We start from the raw sequence: 18,423 nt of genomic DNA on the forward strand, positions 1-18,423 counted from the left end.
GCGCCGGTTCGTCGTCGGTCCAAGACGTCCAAACGCGGGGGCGAGAGTCGCCAACAGCGTCGACGTCATTTGGTCGAAACGCTCGAAGCTCGCCAATTACTGGCCGGGCCGCAACTCATTGGGGTGCAACCCAACGAGGGCGATTTGATCGACGACGGTGCGGTCCGCCAAACGGCACCGCGCGTGTTGACGTTCCGTTTCGACGAAAATCAACAGATCGACCCGACGACGTTGGGCGGTGTTGAAATCAGTCGTGCCGGTGGCGACAGCGACTTCAATGAGAAGATCGTGATCGAGCCGGGTTCGATTTCATTGGGCGATCCCAATCAAAATGAAATCATCGTCCGGTTTGCCGAAAACCTGCCGGATGACGACTACCAAATCAAACTGTTCGGTTACGACAATCCCGATGAAGACATCGTCGGAATTCGAAACCTGAATGGCGAACTGTTCGTTCCCGATGAAGCGGGCGAACGCGTCCAAACAATCGACTTCGATTTGGACCTGGGTGCATTGATCGAATCGGTCGTGCCGCAACCGGTTGTTCGCAACGCGGACGGAAGCCTGACGCAGAACCGCAATGAAATCGTTGTCTACTTCAACGAAGATCCGTTGTTCGTTGAGAACGATGCCAGCGGAAACCCCACCACGCGATCGGCCGAAAACCCTCGCTTCTACCAACTGCTGCTGACCCAAGACTCGGTCCGAACCACCGACGATGTGGTGTATCAACCCGCCAAGGTTGTGTACGACGAAGCGACCTTCACCGCACGCTTGTTCTTCGACACCGAAGACATCAACGACCTGCAGTTCGAGCAAGCCGTTCTCACCGCCCAAGATGCATCGCAACTGGCCCAGCTTGAGGCAGCCTTGGTCGCTGGCACGCCTACCGTGGCCGAAGCCGAAGCCAACCTAGCTGCCTTCAAAGAAACCTTCGCAGTTCCCGTTGGCGGAGGCACGTTCCGTCTGCGGATCGGAAACGCCATCAGCAGCTCGGCTGAATTGCAACTGCAACCAGCTGAAGTGATCCCTCGTCCGTTCACCAGCGTTGGTCTGGACAATAGCGGCAGCGAGTTTTTGATCCGATCGTTGTTGCTTGGCGAAGACCAACCAGAACGATCCGTTGCCTTCGTGAACTCGGCCGCGGGTGGATTGGCGGTCAGCTTGGATGCCAATGGACGCGTCGTCGTCGACTTTGGTGGATCCACACCAACGGTCAATGATTTGCGAGTCGCTGTTGCTAGCACGCCATCGGTCGCCGGATTGGTTGAAGTCGATTCAAACAGCTTCGGTTCGCTCGCACTGCCATTGAGCCTGACCAACAAGAGTGACTTCAACTTGGTTGGTTTGGGCGGCACGCTGACAACCTCGTACAACCTTGGCGAACTCGGTTCGACGGGTGAACTGTCGAGCGTTTTGATTCGCGAATCCATCTCGCCGATGCCGTTTGACTTGGATCTTCCCGGTGGGAACGACGATCCCGGACACCGTCAGGTCGACACCGCCTTCCAAGGCCACCTCAACCCATTGTTCGGTGCCGATTCGGTCGATGGCATCACCGAGATTGCCTACAACTTTGAATCCATTGTCGCTTCAACCGGCGGCACAACCTTCAGCAACCAGATCACCGATCGTCAGAAAGATCGCGTTCGTGAAGTGCTCGACCTCTGGTCGGCCAAGATCGGCGTGCAGTTCCGAGAAACGGTTTCCGAAGGCATCACGTTCGCCGTTGGTGACAACGCACGTCTGGCAAGCTCCGTCAGCTTCAACGTCATCAACGCCAACGTTCGCGTGGACGAAACCTTCGCGGATCCCGCGATTGTCTTCAGCAACCAGATCACTTTCGGAACAGCCTACGGCGAAGACTTCACTCGCAAAGCAGCCGCCGGCGTCGGATTGTTGCTCGGTTTGGAATTCGCTCCTGAATTGCCACCCGAAACATTGCTCAGCGGATCGTTCGCGTTCCTCAACGACACGATCAACCCGGATACCGAAGCGGCTCTGAACAACCTGGAACCCGTCTTCCCAGGTAACGCGGACGTGCTGCACGGTCAGTATCTCTATCGACCCGACAGTGTCGACATCGACATGTATCGGTTCGAGGTCAACCTGAACGACGCAGATCGACTCGGAACGTTGACCGTCGAAACTTTCGCGGAACGTTTGGCTCAATCCAGCCTTCTCGATACGACGTTGACCCTGTTCCAAGAAGTCGCTGCATCAGCGACCTCGGACTTCGACCTCGGCCCTTCGCTCACTGTCGAGTTCATGGCCGTCGCAGCAGGTGCCGAAGGCAACCAAACTCGAATCGAATTCGTTCAAAGCGATCGTGCTGCCAACGACGACGAAGTTCGCGTGCTGCGTCAAACCGGTGACGATGGACAATTGCTCGACAACGTCATCCTGTTGGACGTTCCACGTCGCAGCAGCGTGGGTGCCGTTCCGGTGTCCGCGTTGATCAATGCGATCAACGACGATCCGTTTGCTTCGTCACTGGTCCAAGCTCGCTTGATCGAAGGCGATGCAACGACCGACATTTCACGTCCGAACGAAGTGCTCGACTTCTCGGCCATCAGCCTCTCCGGCGGTGGCTTGGAACAACTCAGCCGCAACGACGATTACTTCAGCGAAGATTCCTACCTCACCGCGTCACTGGGTGCTGGCACTTACTACATCGGCGTCGCCGCAAGCGGCAACGATGAATACAACCCATTGATCCCTGAAAGTGGTTTCGGTGGTCGCACGCAGGGCGAATACGAACTGCTTGTCAAATTTGATCCTAACGTCGACGAAGTGAACGTGCTTCGCGACATGGACTTGGATGGCAACAACGTTGGCGATCGCATCGGTGTGCCTGGCACACCGTTGGATGGTGACGGCGATGGAGCTCCGGGCGGCTTGTACCAATTCTGGTTCCAAACCCGTCCAGAAGAACGGATCCTGGAATTTGAACTGACCGGCAACTCGATCACTCCCAATCAAACGATCGAAGTCATCAGCGGAACCGGTGTTCGCCGCGTTTACGAATTCGTACCGATCGGTCAAAGCTCGACCGTTCCAGGCAGCGTCACAGTTCAGTACAACGCCACCGTTGGTGCGGGTTCGCCCGCAGCAGGTTTGGCGAACGAATTGGCTACCACAATCAACCTGTTGACCGGCATCACGGGCGTCTCGGCGGAATTGATTGGCTCGGGTGAGTTGGTTCAACTGTCCGGCGAGCGATCCGTCGACACCTCGACTGACTTCCGGGGCATGACGATCCATGGCCGAACGATCTTCGTCGATAAAATGGGCGCCGCCCAAGCCGACGGCAGCATTGATTCGCCGATCAACAACATCGCCAGTGACGACGTGCTCAGCGCGTTCTCAGTCGCTCGTTTTGGTGACCAAGTTCGCATCGTTGGCAACGGTGGAATCGATGGAGACATCGAAACGGAAGACGACAACTTCAGCTATCAATTCGGTGTCACTGAAACCGGTGGCCGCGTCCTGGAAGACGGACGCAACATGGAAATCCCGCGAGGCGTGACCACGGTCATTGATGCGGGTGCCGCATTGAAATTCCGTAGTGCTCGCATCGGGGTCGGTAGTAGCAGCTTGCAAATCGACCGCAGCGGTTCATTGCTGCAAGTCTTGGGTACTCCACGACTGGTTGAATTGTCGACGGACAACGACGTCAACGACCCGACATTTGATCCGATCACAACTCTGTTGACAGATCCATCGGATGCGACCGCCGCCTACGAAAACGGCAGCGTGATCCTGACGAGCATGCGAGACCGTGACGTCGATGTCTCGGCGGCTGGAATCTCGCCGACAGCCGGACCTGGCGACTGGGGCGGAATTGTCTTCCGCAGTGACTTCGACTCGGTTCAAGGCCGAAGTTCGTTGGAAGACGAAGGCATCTTCATTGACCGCGTCAATCACGCTGAAATTCGCTTCGGCGGTGGTAGCAACTTGCTGATCGATTCGGTTCAACAGTTGGTCAACCCGATCACGATGATCGGTCGCCGACCCACGATCTCGTTCAACGACATCACACGCAGTGCCGATGCGGCGATCAGCGCTTCGCCGGACACGTTCGAGGAAACCACTTTCCAAGGTCCGAAGTTCCAAGTGGCCGGACGCTTCATCGCGGATTACGACCGCGTGGGTCCAGACATCTACTCGAACCAACTGCTTGATAACAGTATCAATGGCTTGTTCATTCGAGTTCAAACCACTGCCAATCAACCGCCTCGCGAATTGACCGTTTCCGGCCGATTCGACGACATCGATGTGGTTCACTACCTGGCAGAAAACCTTTCCATCGTGGGCACTCCCGGTGGCAGTATCCAAGACGGCATTCGTCCCGACCTGACCAGTTCCGCGGGCAACGTCAATCTGGGCGGGAACCTGGATCAAGGGACTTACGACTACAAGATGACGTTCGTCGACGTCTTCGGATTCGAATCCGCTGCGAGCGACCCAAGCGGCGATTTCGTCGTCCCATCGACTTTGAGCGGTTCGTCGATTGAACTTCGTAACTTGCCAGCGATCGGCGGAGTCAGCAACTTTGTCGCACGTCGTTTGTATCGCAGCATTCCGGGCACGAATGACTACGTCTTCGTCGCTCAATTGGACGCGACACGCCAGACGTTTGTTGACGATGGCGAACAGACCGCAGCCAACAGCACACTGCTCGACCCAGATTTGGACGGCGTTCGCGGCCGCTTGGACGCTTCGCTGACGATCGATCCGGGGATGATCATCAAGCTCAACGGAGCACGAATCGAACTGGGGCATGGCACACAACTGCTGGCCGAAGGCACTGCCCAGCGTCCAGTGATTTTCACCAGTTTGCTTGACGATCGTTTTGGTGCGGGCGGAACGTTCGACACCAGCAACGATGCAGCGACCGGCACGGTCTTCGATCCGGATCGCGGCGACTGGTCAGGCATCTATGCCGGCCCGAACTCGCACATCAGCCTGGACTCCGCGACCATCGCCTATGCGGGTGGCGTGAGTTTGATTCCCGGTGGTGAAAGCCGCGGCTTTGTTCCGTTGCAATTGCAACAAGCCTCCGCTCGCGTTGTCAATTCACGATTCGAATTCAATGACGACGGACAAGATGGTGCCGGTGACGTTGGCCGATTCGGTCGTCCGGGCGTCACTCCATCGACCATTCACGTTCGCGGCAGCCAACCAATCATCGTTGGCAACGACTTCGTCGATAACCGCGGCAGCATCATCGACATCGACAGCAACTCGATGACCGCCGAACGCATCGTCGACCTCGGTCGTCAAACAGGTTCGGTTGAGAACTTCTCTGAGCTCGATGACAACTACGGTCCTTTGATCCGTTTGAACCGTTACGAAGTGGTCGCAAACGGCGCCGCGGCGGAACGACAACTCAGCGGTCTAGAAATCCGCGGTGGCGAACTCACCACCGAGAGCATCTGGGATGACACGGACATCGTTCACATGCTGTTTGACAGCATTGATGTCGGCAACCTGCACTCCAGCGGCGGCTTGCGTTTGTTCAGCCGTGCGGAAGAAAGCCTGGTCGTCAAATTGTCTGGTGGTGGAACCGCGTTTAGCTCCACCAGCGGCACCGGATTGACTGCCACCGGCACCGTCGGTGACATCGACGATCGCATCGGCGGAACGGTTCAAGTGATCGGTATGCCAGGTTCGCCTGTCGTCTTGACCAGCTTGGCTGACGATTCCGTAGGTGCCGGTTTGATGCCGGATGGAACTTCGTTCCTGGACACCAATGGTGACTCGTTCGCTAGCCGTCCAGAATCAAATGATTGGCGTAGCATCCTGTTCGAAGAGAACGCGAATTACACCAACATCGAATTCATTCTCGAACGTGAACTCAAATCGGAAGTCAGCCCCGGTTTGAACGGCTCCGTTGTGACCGCTCAAGCACTCGGCACGTTGGCTCCCAACGAGTTGTTCAGCGACGATCAAAACCGCCTTGGATTTGAAGTCGAAGGCTTCCTATCGCAAGCCAACGACATCGACACCTATGCGTTCACGGGAGAAGCCGGCACGCAGATCTGGGTCGACTTGGACCACACATCGTTCACCTTGGACACTGTCCTCGAGATACTTGATCCAGACGGAAACGTCATCGCTCGAAGTGACAACTCCTTCGATGAAGTCAATGGCGACGCCGATGTCGCGATTCTCGACCCAAGTGCTGAAGGACTGGCAGGCTCGCTGCAAGCCAACAGCAACTTCGATGGATTCATGGATTACGACACGGTCAATCCTCGCGATGCCGGTCTGCGGATCACTTTGCCAGGCCCAATTGGCAACTCGTCGAACTACTTCATTCGAGTTCGCAGTGCAGCGGTCAACCCAGACGACACCGAAGGTGGTTTGACTCGCGGTGGCTACCGTTTCCAGGTTCGCTTGCGTGAAGAGCAAGAATTCAGCGGCAGCATGGTTCGCTACGCCGACATTCGCTATGCCAACAACGGTATCCACGTTCGCGGTGCCATGGCGAATTCGCCGCTCTTGGGCGAAGCACAGGAAAACGAACAGTTCGGCAACACATCGAGCAACGATGTCGCTGTCTCAGGTCTGGACTCACCCGGTCAACGTGCTCAATACCTGGGCAACACCCTGGAAAGCCGCAACGGCGTGATCAGCGTCGGTGGTTCGCTGGACACCGTTGCGGACATCGACCACTACCAAATCGATGTGCTTGGATCACAAGGTGCGGTTAGCCGTGACACGTTGATCTTCGACATCGATTATGCAGATGGTTTCAATCGTCCCGATACCATGCTGTCGATCTTCTACGACCCCGATGGCGAAACCGGCGACGCTCAACCACGTTTGGTTGCAATTGGAAACGATAGCAACATCTTGGAAGATCAATCCATCGATGGCGACTCGCCGATTGATCTGCTGCAACGAGGAAGCATCGATAATGGCGACGCCTACATCGGTCCTCTCGCAATGCCAGGTGGGACTGGAACGTACTACGTGGCCGTTACCGGCGAAGGCACCACCCCGGACGTGTTGTCTGATCCGTTGGTCCGTTTGGAACCAATCGATTCGATTCTTCGAATTGTGGACGACCAAATCGCTAACAGCATTCAAACGACTGCTGACGCCCCGGTCGAACCGTTCTTCATCGACACCAGCGTCTTGCCGTTTGGCTGGTCGACAACGCTCGATCGTGCCACGGATGTCGGTCACAATTCCAAGCAAACCTTCAATGGTTCGCGAAACGTGGACTTGTTCCCCGACAGCGTTCAGTTCGAGACAGAGTTCAATGACTCGTTGTTCGCTGCAGACGACCTGGAAGCCAACCTTGGTTGGAGCCTGAATGATGATCCGAACATCGGCAACACATTCGGCACCAACACATCTCAGCAGATCCCACACACGAAGGTGTTGGGAACAACGATCAACGAAGTGGTCGACGTCTATCAATTCGTCGTACCGGTTGACGGTTCGAGAGTCATCTTGGACGTCGATGATGGCGTCATTCCGTTCGCCTACGACGCCAACCCCGGCTTCGGCGGCATCGACATTGATCCTGACATCGAAGACTTCCAAAGCGACAGCGTCGACTTGAAGCTGCAGTTGCTGGATGCGTTCGGCGTTGTGATTGCGACCAACTCATTCTCGGCGACGAACGATGGTGCAGAAGGAAGCATCGGTGATGCACTGAGCATCTTCACCGATGACCCGTACATCGAAACCTTCTTGCAGGCTGGCGTCTACTACGTTGCGGTCTCACCCGAAGCAACCGGGTACGACCCCGCGACGCAGGTCTTCTCACTCGACGTCGATGAACGTCCTCAACAGGGCACCTACGAACTGAACGTCTCAGTTGAAGATCATGTGGTCGACGGTGGTGACCCCAATAACCAATCGCTGTACTTCGACCGCTCTGAAATCCGTGGTGACCTGGACAGCGTTGCGTTTGACTTGTCCGGTTACAGCGATGCGGATCAACCGTACCTGTACTTTGATTACTTGCTCAGCGACATCGGCACCGATGAAGTTCGCGTGATCGCTCGCAGTGACCAGCAGACTGAAGTGGTGATTGCTGGTAACGCGGCTGGAATTGCGGGCACGACCGGCGATCTTCTTCAGCAAGACGCGCAAGACAATTGGTACCAGGCCCGATTGGATTTGGGACAGTTCGCAGGCGATACCAATGTGGTCATTCGCTTCGAATACGACACCGACCTTTCGGCAGGAACCGGGCCCGTCTTCGGCGGCGAAGGTTTGTACCTGGACAACTTCATTGTCGGCTTTGCCGAACGTGGTGAAATGGTGGTCGGTGCCGCATCGGGTCGTACCGGATTCACTGGACAATCGCAGACCGTCCTCGGCGAATATCAACTCGAGATCCGTCCTGGCCAGGAATACACGACGACCACGTCGGCAACGACTCAGACGCCAACGGTCTCGTTCGACACCAACGATCGATTGGCTCAGACGATGACGATCGTTGCTCCTCATCCGTCGCAATTGAACGACGGCGACACGTTCTCCATGTCGGACAATGTCCGTAGTGTGACATTCGAATTCAACAGCACTGGTTCAGTCGTCGCGGGCAATATCCCGATCGATATCAGTGGCGTGACCACTCAAATCGAAGTTGCGGAGCGGATGCGAACTGCGTTCAATCTGCCCGCCGTCCAAGCCTTGGTTCCAATCCAGGCGACGGATTCCTCCGGGGACACGGCAGGCGGCAACAACGACGTTCGCATCGCCTTGTCGGCGGCTGTGGTCGGTGACTTCTACAAAGTGGATTCGGTTGGCGATGTACCTGATGCTGCCGATCCGATCGTGCCCGCTGGCACATCATTCCGACTGCCCGCGATCTACACCGAGTACGTGGGCGACCAAAACGTTCAGCGTCGACAAGATCAAGTCTTCATTGACTCCAACAAGATTAGCGACGTCCACGCGATTGGTATCTGGAGTGAACCAGGCGAGCGTGGAGTTGACCCGCAAGACATCAAGGCTCGTTCGCAATTCGCGTTGGATCTCGGAAACTTCTTCGGCTTCAATAATAACGACTTCTTCGCCGGCGAAGTCAATCCTTACATCCAGCAGCCTCCGATCGGCAACACCACACCTGGTGCGGTCCGAAACCTGCCAACCCTGAACAACTCAGTCGTCGGTGGATTGGCTCCTTCCGTGAGCATCGTCAACAACACCATCGACAGTGCTGGTTACTCGGCTATTAAGGTCGACGGTGAAACTCGACCTTGGCAAATCGATTCGTTCTTCAGCGGCGACTTCCTTGGCGACATCGGTTTCGGTGACTTCATCTCCGATGGTCTGACGATGACCATCGATGCCGCTGGCACCCGGGTGACGTTCGAGTTCGAAGACATCGGTGGCGGCGTCAATCCGGACGGGAGTGCTACCATCGGTGGCGACGGCTACGTCGATGGTCACGTGCCGATCTACTACCGACAAACGGGCACAGCGCTCTACAACCCGCCAACTGTTCCGCAGGCTGCACGCCGGGGCTACGCGTCGACTCGACACGAAGTGATGATGTCGATCTACCAGTCCATCCAGGGCAGCATCCTGATGACCAATGACATGGTTCAATTGGTTCATCCGACGATTGGTCCGTCGATCATGTTCGGCGATGAATTGGAAGAAAACCGCTACCTCAGCGACATGTCCTTCCCAACCGCCACGGTCTTCTTGGAAGGCGTCTCGGGGATCTACTTCGACACCTCGTTCGCGAAGGGCGGCGGCAATCCATTCCTTGCCACTCCCGCTGCCGTGGCCGAAGCTCCTCAACCTTTCTCGCGAATCGTGAACAATACGATTTACGGTCAAGACGGCACCGAATCGCAGTTCTCACAAGCTGCGATCACGACCGGCGTTGATGGCGACGACACACCGAGCGGTGCTCGCGACACCAAGATTGGTCAATCGCACAACGGCCCTTACATTACCGACGCGACGATCGGCAATGGCGATCCACTGACCACAGCTCAACAAGATGTCGACTTCTATGAGGTCGAACTGAAAGTGGGCGATCGTTTGACGATCGACATCGATACGCTCGCAGCTGATATCGACATTCCCGAAGGCCCCGACTTGGTCTTGCGACTGTTTGATTCGAACGGAATTGTCGTTGCCACCAACGATTCCGGCGCCGCTCCAACTCACTTGGAGACCGCAACGGACCCGACTTTGGAAGACACCTATGTCGACCCGGGCGTCGATCCAGTCGACACTGCCGACGACACTCAGCCAAACTTGCGTGCGGTCGATCCATTCATGGATTTCACCGCGACGGTCAAAGGCACTTACTACGTTGGCGTTTCATTGCAAGGCAACGATGAATACGACCCGAACGCCTTGTCAGGACGTGCGAAGAGCACCGCGACGACGGGTGACTACACCATTGCAATCGAAGCCTATGCTGCTCGCGATTTCGTGCTGAGCATCGACGATCAAAACCTGGGTAGAAACACTGGCAACTTGGGATCGACCGGTGATGATTTGATCGGCACCTCGATCGTGATCACTCAGATTCCTGATCGCCAGGACGGATTTGTCGCTCCCGACAGCACCAACTCAATGCGATTCCTATTCACGGATTCCATCGCTGGTATCCGTATAGATGACAACGGTGAAACGGTTGTCAACGTTCCTTTGCAACCAGGTGACGGATTCCGAACTCCGGAAATCCTCTCTGCATTGCAAGATGCGATTAACGGCGCTGGGGTTGTCGACAACCCAACGTTGACCAGCCCACCGCTTCCAAACAACGAGTTCGACAATGGTCCGGACGATGATGACATCGGTTCGGTCGCTGGACCAATCACTCGAGTCGAAGCACTTGCACTCGGTGGACTAGCAGGCAGTGCCGCTGGCCTTGATCGTTTCGACTTCTCAATCCCGATGCCTTACGGCCCTGGTAGCGATTTCCAGTACGGATTCGGTCACGATCGAACCAGCGAAGTCGAAAGCTGGGGATTTGTAGGCACGACTACATCAGGGCTCGGAACGACCGAACTCTACCTGCTAATCAAGAACGCAGCCAAGATTGAGATCATTCCGCCGGAAGGTGGCACCACTCCATTGCGAATGGATCCTCAGCCCGGTGTGGAGATGGACCAATTGCTTCCTGAAACGGGTGTGATGTTGACCGGTGGTAGCAGTGCCACATTGATCAACAACGTCCTGGCAAACTTGAACCAGAGCGTCGTTGTCGAGGAAACCCAATTCCGTGGTTTCAGTCACCCGACCGATCCAGACGAACACATCAAGCCGTCAGAAGTGGTTGTCACGAACAACCTGTTCCAACACGACCAACCAGCAACGACATTGTTCCGCCAGAACATCAATGGCTTGAACAACGGTGGCGTTGGCCTGACGACTGATGGTGCCACCGGCCCCAGCAACGTCAATGGCGGAACGGATGACTTCAACATCACATTGGACAACAACGATGTCTTGTTCGCCAATGCCGATGGCGACAACTTCATCCCAGCGTTGTTCTCGCTGGCGATCGACAGTGGTGCCAGCTCCGTCGTCGAGCGTGATGCGTTTGGCGGAGTGAAAGAAAGCGTTGGTCTGGGGACCAGCAACATCCTTGCACCAACCCGCGACGGGAACGGCGTGCTGCGTGCCGACAATGATTTGGCGGCTCCTCCGACCGGTGTCGGCGGAAGCTTGTTCATCGACCGCGGTGCAAACGAACTGGCCGACTTCAATGGTCCTGTTGCTACCCTGCAGAACCCACTCGACAACGATGCAGAAGGTCGTGACAGCGATGTTTCGGAGAGCTTCCTGCAACTGACCGGTGGCAACCAACAGAAGTTCACGATTCAACTGCGTGACACAGGCGACTCGTCCAACCCATTCTCTGGAATCGGGATTGATGACGACACGGTTGTGGTGGCACCAATCAGCGGACTGCGTCCGGTGGGTGCCAACGTTGCGGTCTTCGAGAACGAGAAGTTGTTGACCGAAGGCATCGATTACACCTTCGATTACGACGAAACGAGCAACCTGATCACGCTGACGCCATTGGCTGGCATTTGGCGTGAAGAAAACGCTTACAGCATCTCGCTGAACAACCGTGACCGCAGCGTCATCGTTGCTCCTGACCCGAGCGAAGTGCGTGACGGACAACAAGTCAGCATCACTGACTCCGACGGCGGCACAGTCGTCTTCGAATTCGAATCAGGCTATCAGCTGTTCTTGCCTGAAACGCTGACCTTGGTCGTTCCAGAAGTTGGCATCGACGCAGGTGGATTGAGCGACGGTGACTCCTTCCGTATCAACGACGGTGAAAACGACACATTGGTGTTCGAATTTGACCGCGACGGAACCGTGTTGGGTGACGCAACGCCGATTATCCTGCCCGAGTCCCAAGTCGACACTCCGGAAGGTCGTCAAGAAGTTCGAGAACGCATTGCTCGTGACATCGAAACGGCAATCAACTCGGCACTCGCAGCCAACCCGAACTTCGAAGTCGAAGTGGTTGTCGATGGTGAACGAGTCGTTCTGGGTGCTCCCGCGGGATACACCGTGGACACATCCGCCGGCGGCATGGAACAAGACGCCCGAACATTGGCATTGCAAGCACCTCGTGCTGGCACCGCGTTTGGTGGCGTTCAAGTTGGCGACACGTTCATCGTCAGCAATGGCAACGTGACTCGCACCTTTGAATTCACCGAAGATGGAACGCTGAGCGATCCAACCTTCGTCCCAGTGGTGATCACAGTCGCTCCGAATGATTTGACATCTTTGGAATTGGCTCAGGTCATCGCCGACACCTTGTCGAACTCGGCACTCGGATTGGTTCCGACCGTGATCGACGATGCGGTCTACTTGAACTTGCCATCCGCGGGCTTTGTCAACATCAGCGCCGGTCAGTTGACCGCCATTGGACTGAGTCGTCCCGTCAGTGATGGCGACATCATTCGCGTCACCGAAAGCCCCGCGACCGTTTCGACGGCAATCGAATTGGGCACGGCTTACCCAGCTGGCCTGGCCGTGGCCGACTTTGGTGCGACCCTCGACAACAACGTCTTCGTCCTGCAAACCAGTTCCGGCGAACGTGTTCGAGTTCAAATCGATGCGTCTGAAAACGACTTGATCCCAACGCCAGGCAGCTTTGTCCTGGACATCACCGAAACAGTCACCGATGACGTCGGCAATGAAACGCTCGTGCTTGTTTCGCGTGAAGAGTTTGCTCGCCGATTGGCCAGCTTGCTCCGCAACGCTGGCTTGACCGCTGACCCAGTGGCTCAAGACCAATACGTGTTCTTGAATCTGCCAGCCGGTGTGACGGCAACGTTCCAATCCGACTATGGCGGCTTGTCGTTGAACGAGACCTCCGAGTTCGAAGTCCGACGCACGTTGGAGTTCGACTTGATCACGGAAGACGAAAACGGCCAAGACACCTTCGACGGTGTCGAGCCCGGTCACTTCCGCATGCCGTTCCGTTTGACCGACACGGCCAGCGACTTGGCAACTGCCGTTCGCGACGCCTTGAACAACTCCGCTGACTTGATCAATGGATTGGCGACGGGTTCACGAGTGGTGGCCCCTGGTCAAGTGCAAGTCGAGTCCAACGAGACAGTCAACGTCAACGGACAAGACATCATTCCTCAGCCGGCGATCATCACGGTCACCGCTGGAAGTTCGCTGGAAGTTCGCGGCGAACCCGGTGTAACGGAAAGCAGCACCGTTCAGGTCTTTGGCCCGTTGCTGCTGACGATGCCAACGTTGGGCGGATTCAGCATCACCAACGGCAGTGCTTTGATCCTGCGAGACGATGCGGGCAACGATGTTGTTTTGCAGTTCGTTTTGCCAACGGGTCTGAACAATGTGACCGCCGTTCCAGGTGCCATCTTTGTTCCTTACGATTCCAACCAAAACGGTGCTCAGTTGGCTGCGAACTTGGCAGCCGTCATCAACGCCTCGCCTGCTGACATGACCGCCACGGTCAATGCCAACAACCAGATTTCTCTGGGTCGAATCGATCGCGATCGCGTCGACAACAATGGTTTGCCAGGCCTGCTCGTTCCGGGCACACCGGGCATCTCCGTCGACCGTGGAATCGTGGCCGACGGTGAAGTGTTGCGACTGCGTCAGGGCGATGTCGACATTTCGTTCGAGTTTGAACTCAGCGATGGTGGTGGCGGAGTCCGTCCTGGCAACATCCCAGTCACGTTCAACTCCAGCAGCTCGATCGGTGAGATCGCTCAAAGCTTGGCTGCGACGATCAGCAACAATCGCGGTGGTTTGCGATTCGCTGTCGATCCTGCGACTGGCCAAGAGTTGATGCCGGTTGCTGACGTGGAAGCTGGCACCGTTCGCTTGAACGATTTGCCAGGCACGCAAGTTGATATCTCTGGATCGACCACGCTGAACGTGGTCGGTGTCCCCGGCGGAGCAATCGCAATTCCGATCTCGCCGGACAACAACTCCGAAGACGTCAAACGAAGCATTCTGCAAGCCTTGCAAGGCGTCAACCAACCGGGACAACCCGAGACGACCACGCTGCAAGCGGAAAACCGCGGCGGTTCGACCTTGTTTGTCGAAAACGCATCGATCATCGATGGCCCAGTCAGCAACTACTACTTGCCTGCCATCAAGGATTTGGCTGGCAACCCGCTGGCTCCTAACCGTGAAGATCGCTCGACTCAGTTCACCATTCTGATGCCAGGCATTGGATTGGACTTCGGCGACGCTCCGGATCCAGTCGCGGGTGTTCCTGGTCGTTACCCAACGACGTTGGCCGAAGATGGTCCTCGTCACGTGATCGGTGGAGCCAACAACCCGATTTTGGGAAGCCGCGTGGACGCTGAAACGGATGCATTGGCGGTTCGCACTGCCGACGGCGACGATCTAACGATCGACGTGTCACCGCTGACGCCAGCCGGTGGACCACTCCCCGCGACGCTGTTCTCCAACACGATTGTTGGCGGAGACGTTCGCATCGCAGTGAACCCATCTGACTTCTCATCGCTGGACTTGTTTGATGGCGAAACCATCACGCTGACAGTCGGCGGGGTCCAAGCAACGTTGGAATTTGACATCGATGGTCGCTTCGACGAAGACAACTTCGCGATCTCAATTGATGCCTTCGACGAAGATGGCAACATCGACAATGCGTTGATCCAAGAAGAAGACATCGCCACCGCGATTGTCCGAGCCATTGACGAGAGCCCGCTGCGTCCCGCGGAACGTTCCATCTTCCAAGAAAACGGTGGGTACGTTGTCAACTTCACCGGCAACGATGAAGACGGAGTGACGTTCTCCAGCTCGACCAACCCGGGCGGAATCATCAACCCAGGCGTGATCACACCGATCCAAGTCACCGCGTCTCCAGGCAGCGTTCTGCAGGCCTGGATCGACTTCAATGCCGACGGTGACTGGGATGACGCCGGCGAGTATGTGTTGCAAAACGTTCAGTTCGAGAGCAACCCAGAAACGCCCGGTCAAATCACTCGCGAATTTGTGATTCAATTCCCTGACACGGCACCCGCACCAACCAGTGGTGTGAGTTCGACCTACGCTCGTTTCCGTGTCTCGACCGAAGGCGGCTTGTCGCCAAATGGTTTGGCCCTGTCGGGTGAAGTGGAGGACTACTTGGTAACGTTGTTGCCAGGTTTGCCGCCGACCGTTGACGACGCCGCTGCGAACCGCAACTACAGCGTCGCGGAAGGTGCGACGCTGCAAGCGATTGATGCAACTGGAACGCTGACCCCAAGCATCGCCAACGACAACGGATTGCTGAGTGCTGTAACTGAGCCCGACGGGCAAGACGTTGCGATCTTTGCAGATGACGTTGGCTCCAAGACGATCTACGACGTCAACGATGCCACTCGCGTCGCGGGTGTGGTGAACATCGCTGCGGATGGCACATTCACTTTCGACGCTGATGCGGACTTCTCCGGTAACGCTACCTTCGTGGTACGTGCAACGGATGTGTCGCCCGGCAACCCGAATGGACAACTCGTCAGTTCACGTGCGATCACGGCGACCATCACGGTCACTCCGGTCAACGATGCTCCAACGCTGCAACCTGGCGTTCAGCCAAGTGACGTGCTGACGACTGAATCGATCTTGGAAGACAACGTGGTCAGCCAGGAAGATCAAACCTCGCTCGGACCTGTGGTCTTCTCTGCAGCCGACCTGATTGATCCTTACTTCGTCGCTGGGCCTGGTTCTGAACCAGGTGAGCAGGAGTTGTTCTTCCAGTTTGCTGGCACGGGCTCAACTGCATTCCAAACGACGCAGGGCGGAACGCTGGCGATCACCAACAACGGCCGAACGATTCAGTACACGCCGCCGCAGGATTACAGCGGAGCAACGCCTGATACGTTCATCTACCGAGTCGCAGATCGCGAAGCACCGGGCCAGAACACGATTGTCAGTGCAACCGCCGCAACGGTCGGCCGCGTCAGCATCGTGATCACGCCGATCAACGACAATCCACGTTTGGTGGACGACACATACAGCACCAACGAAGACACCCCGTTGAACATCGACGTGGATGGTGCAGACGGAATCTTGAATAACGACACTGCGGGACCAATTGACGAACAGAACGACGGTCAACAGATCTTCCTTGTTCCCAACCAGTTCCAACGTGTGGTCAATGGCCAAGTCATCAACAATCGCTTCACCGAAGCGGGTGGCACCGTCAGTTTGGTCGGCAACCAACTGGTCTACACACCGCGTTCGCAATTCAGCGGCACGGATCGATTCACCTACGAAGTGCAGGACTCCGAAGGTGGAGTCTCGACAGCGACGGTGACGATCAATGTTGGCAGCGTCAACAACCAGCCCGAATTCATCGGCGTCAATGGCGTCTCAGGTGAAACGACACTGAGATTTGACGAACGGAAACAGGCGGGCGAAGGAGTGACCTTCGACTTGAACGCTTGGTTCAGCGACCCGGACGGAGATACGATGACCTACGAGGTCACCGCATCGGGTGGCACTTCCGTGATCAACCCAACGATCTCGGGCAACGAGTTGAACATCGACTTCGTTCCATTCCAGAACGGCGACAGCATTCCGGTTTTGATCACCGCTCGTGATCCATCGGGTTTGACAACTGATCAAACGATCTTGGTCACCGTCACTGGATCGCCGGATGCTCCGATCGTTCAAGGCAGCTTGAATCCGCTTCAGATCATCGAAGACAACGTCGCGGTCGAAGATTTGACCCAGGTCTTCTTCGATCCAGACGGAGACACACTGACCTACTCGGTCACACGTCTGGGAACGATCGTGAATCCAACGGCGGCCCAAATCGCGGCCCATCCATTGGTTCAATCGATTGAGTTCTTTGGCAACTCGTTGCGAATCACTCCACAGCCAAACCAATCTGGTCAAGTGACCATTGAACTGTCGGCTCGTGATTCACAATTCCAAGCGACTCACCAATTCGAACTGCAAGTACTAGCGGCCGAAGACGCACCGACCGGTGTGGAAGACGCTTACTCGGTATCGTTGGGAGGCCGTCTTGAGATCAACGACCCAGCTTTGGGACTGTTGCGAAATGACTTCGATCCTGATTTGAATTCCACTTTGAGCATCGCGTCCGGTTCGGTCACGCAACCTACCTACGGAACGGTTTCTCTCAGCGGAAACGATGACGGGACGTTCATCTACACCTTCAACCCAGAGTCCAGCTCGCTGAATCCGTTGCCAACCGGCGACAGCTTCACCTACCGCGTGCAAGACAACACGGGTCGATTGAGTCCACCGGTTACGGTGACGATTACCTTCGGGCAATCGGCTTACCAAAACCCATCGGACCGATTCGATGTGACCGCGGACGGTTTCGTCACGGCGATCGACGCTTTGCGAGTGATCAACTTGCTCAACCGCGACGAGCTTCGTGATCCAAACGATCCAAATGCGGATCTGACGATCGATCGAATTCCGTCTTCACCACCGGATTACTACGACGTCAACGGCGACGGACGCGTGTCAGCACTGGATGCCTTGCAAGTGATCAACGAGCTCAACTCTCGTTCGGTCGACGGCACCAATGCGGGTGGCGAGCCATTGCTGGACGACAACACGACGATCGTGTCTGGGTCATTTGACTCGGCATCGGCCGGACGTTTCGCGTCGACGCAGACCTTGGCATCTCAGGCTGCTACCTCCGCCACGGCGGCCAACGCGGTGCCAATTTCCTCGGCCATCACGAGCGACCGTAACCCGGCCGGTGAACTGACTGTTTCCGCGGAAGCATCGCTCGACAACGTGCTCTCGGTTGGTTTTGACATCGATTCGGGGCAATCAGAACGCAACGAATTGCTGGCCAACGCATTGGCCGACGACTTAGAATCGTCTCAATCCGAATCAGGCATCGGATTGGACGGAGCAATTGACTCCGCCTTGGTTGATCTTTTCTCTGATGAAATTGATCACAATTAAGATTTGCTGACCCGA

Annotated in this window: 1 protein-coding gene; it reads left to right on the forward strand. The window is 56.3% G+C overall.

The window, feature by feature from the left end; all coding sequences use genetic code 11:
- Positions 1-69: 69 nt before the first annotated feature.
- A complete protein-coding gene (locus tag CEE69_RS07570; RefSeq protein WP_449314200.1) occupies positions 70-18,408 on the forward strand; it encodes a tandem-95 repeat protein in 18,339 nt (6,112 codons plus the stop codon).
- The last annotated feature ends 15 nt before the right edge of the window (positions 18,409-18,423 follow it).

The organism is Rhodopirellula bahusiensis (assembly GCF_002727185.1).
GTDB classification, from domain to species: Bacteria; Planctomycetota; Planctomycetia; order Pirellulales; family Pirellulaceae; genus Rhodopirellula; species Rhodopirellula bahusiensis.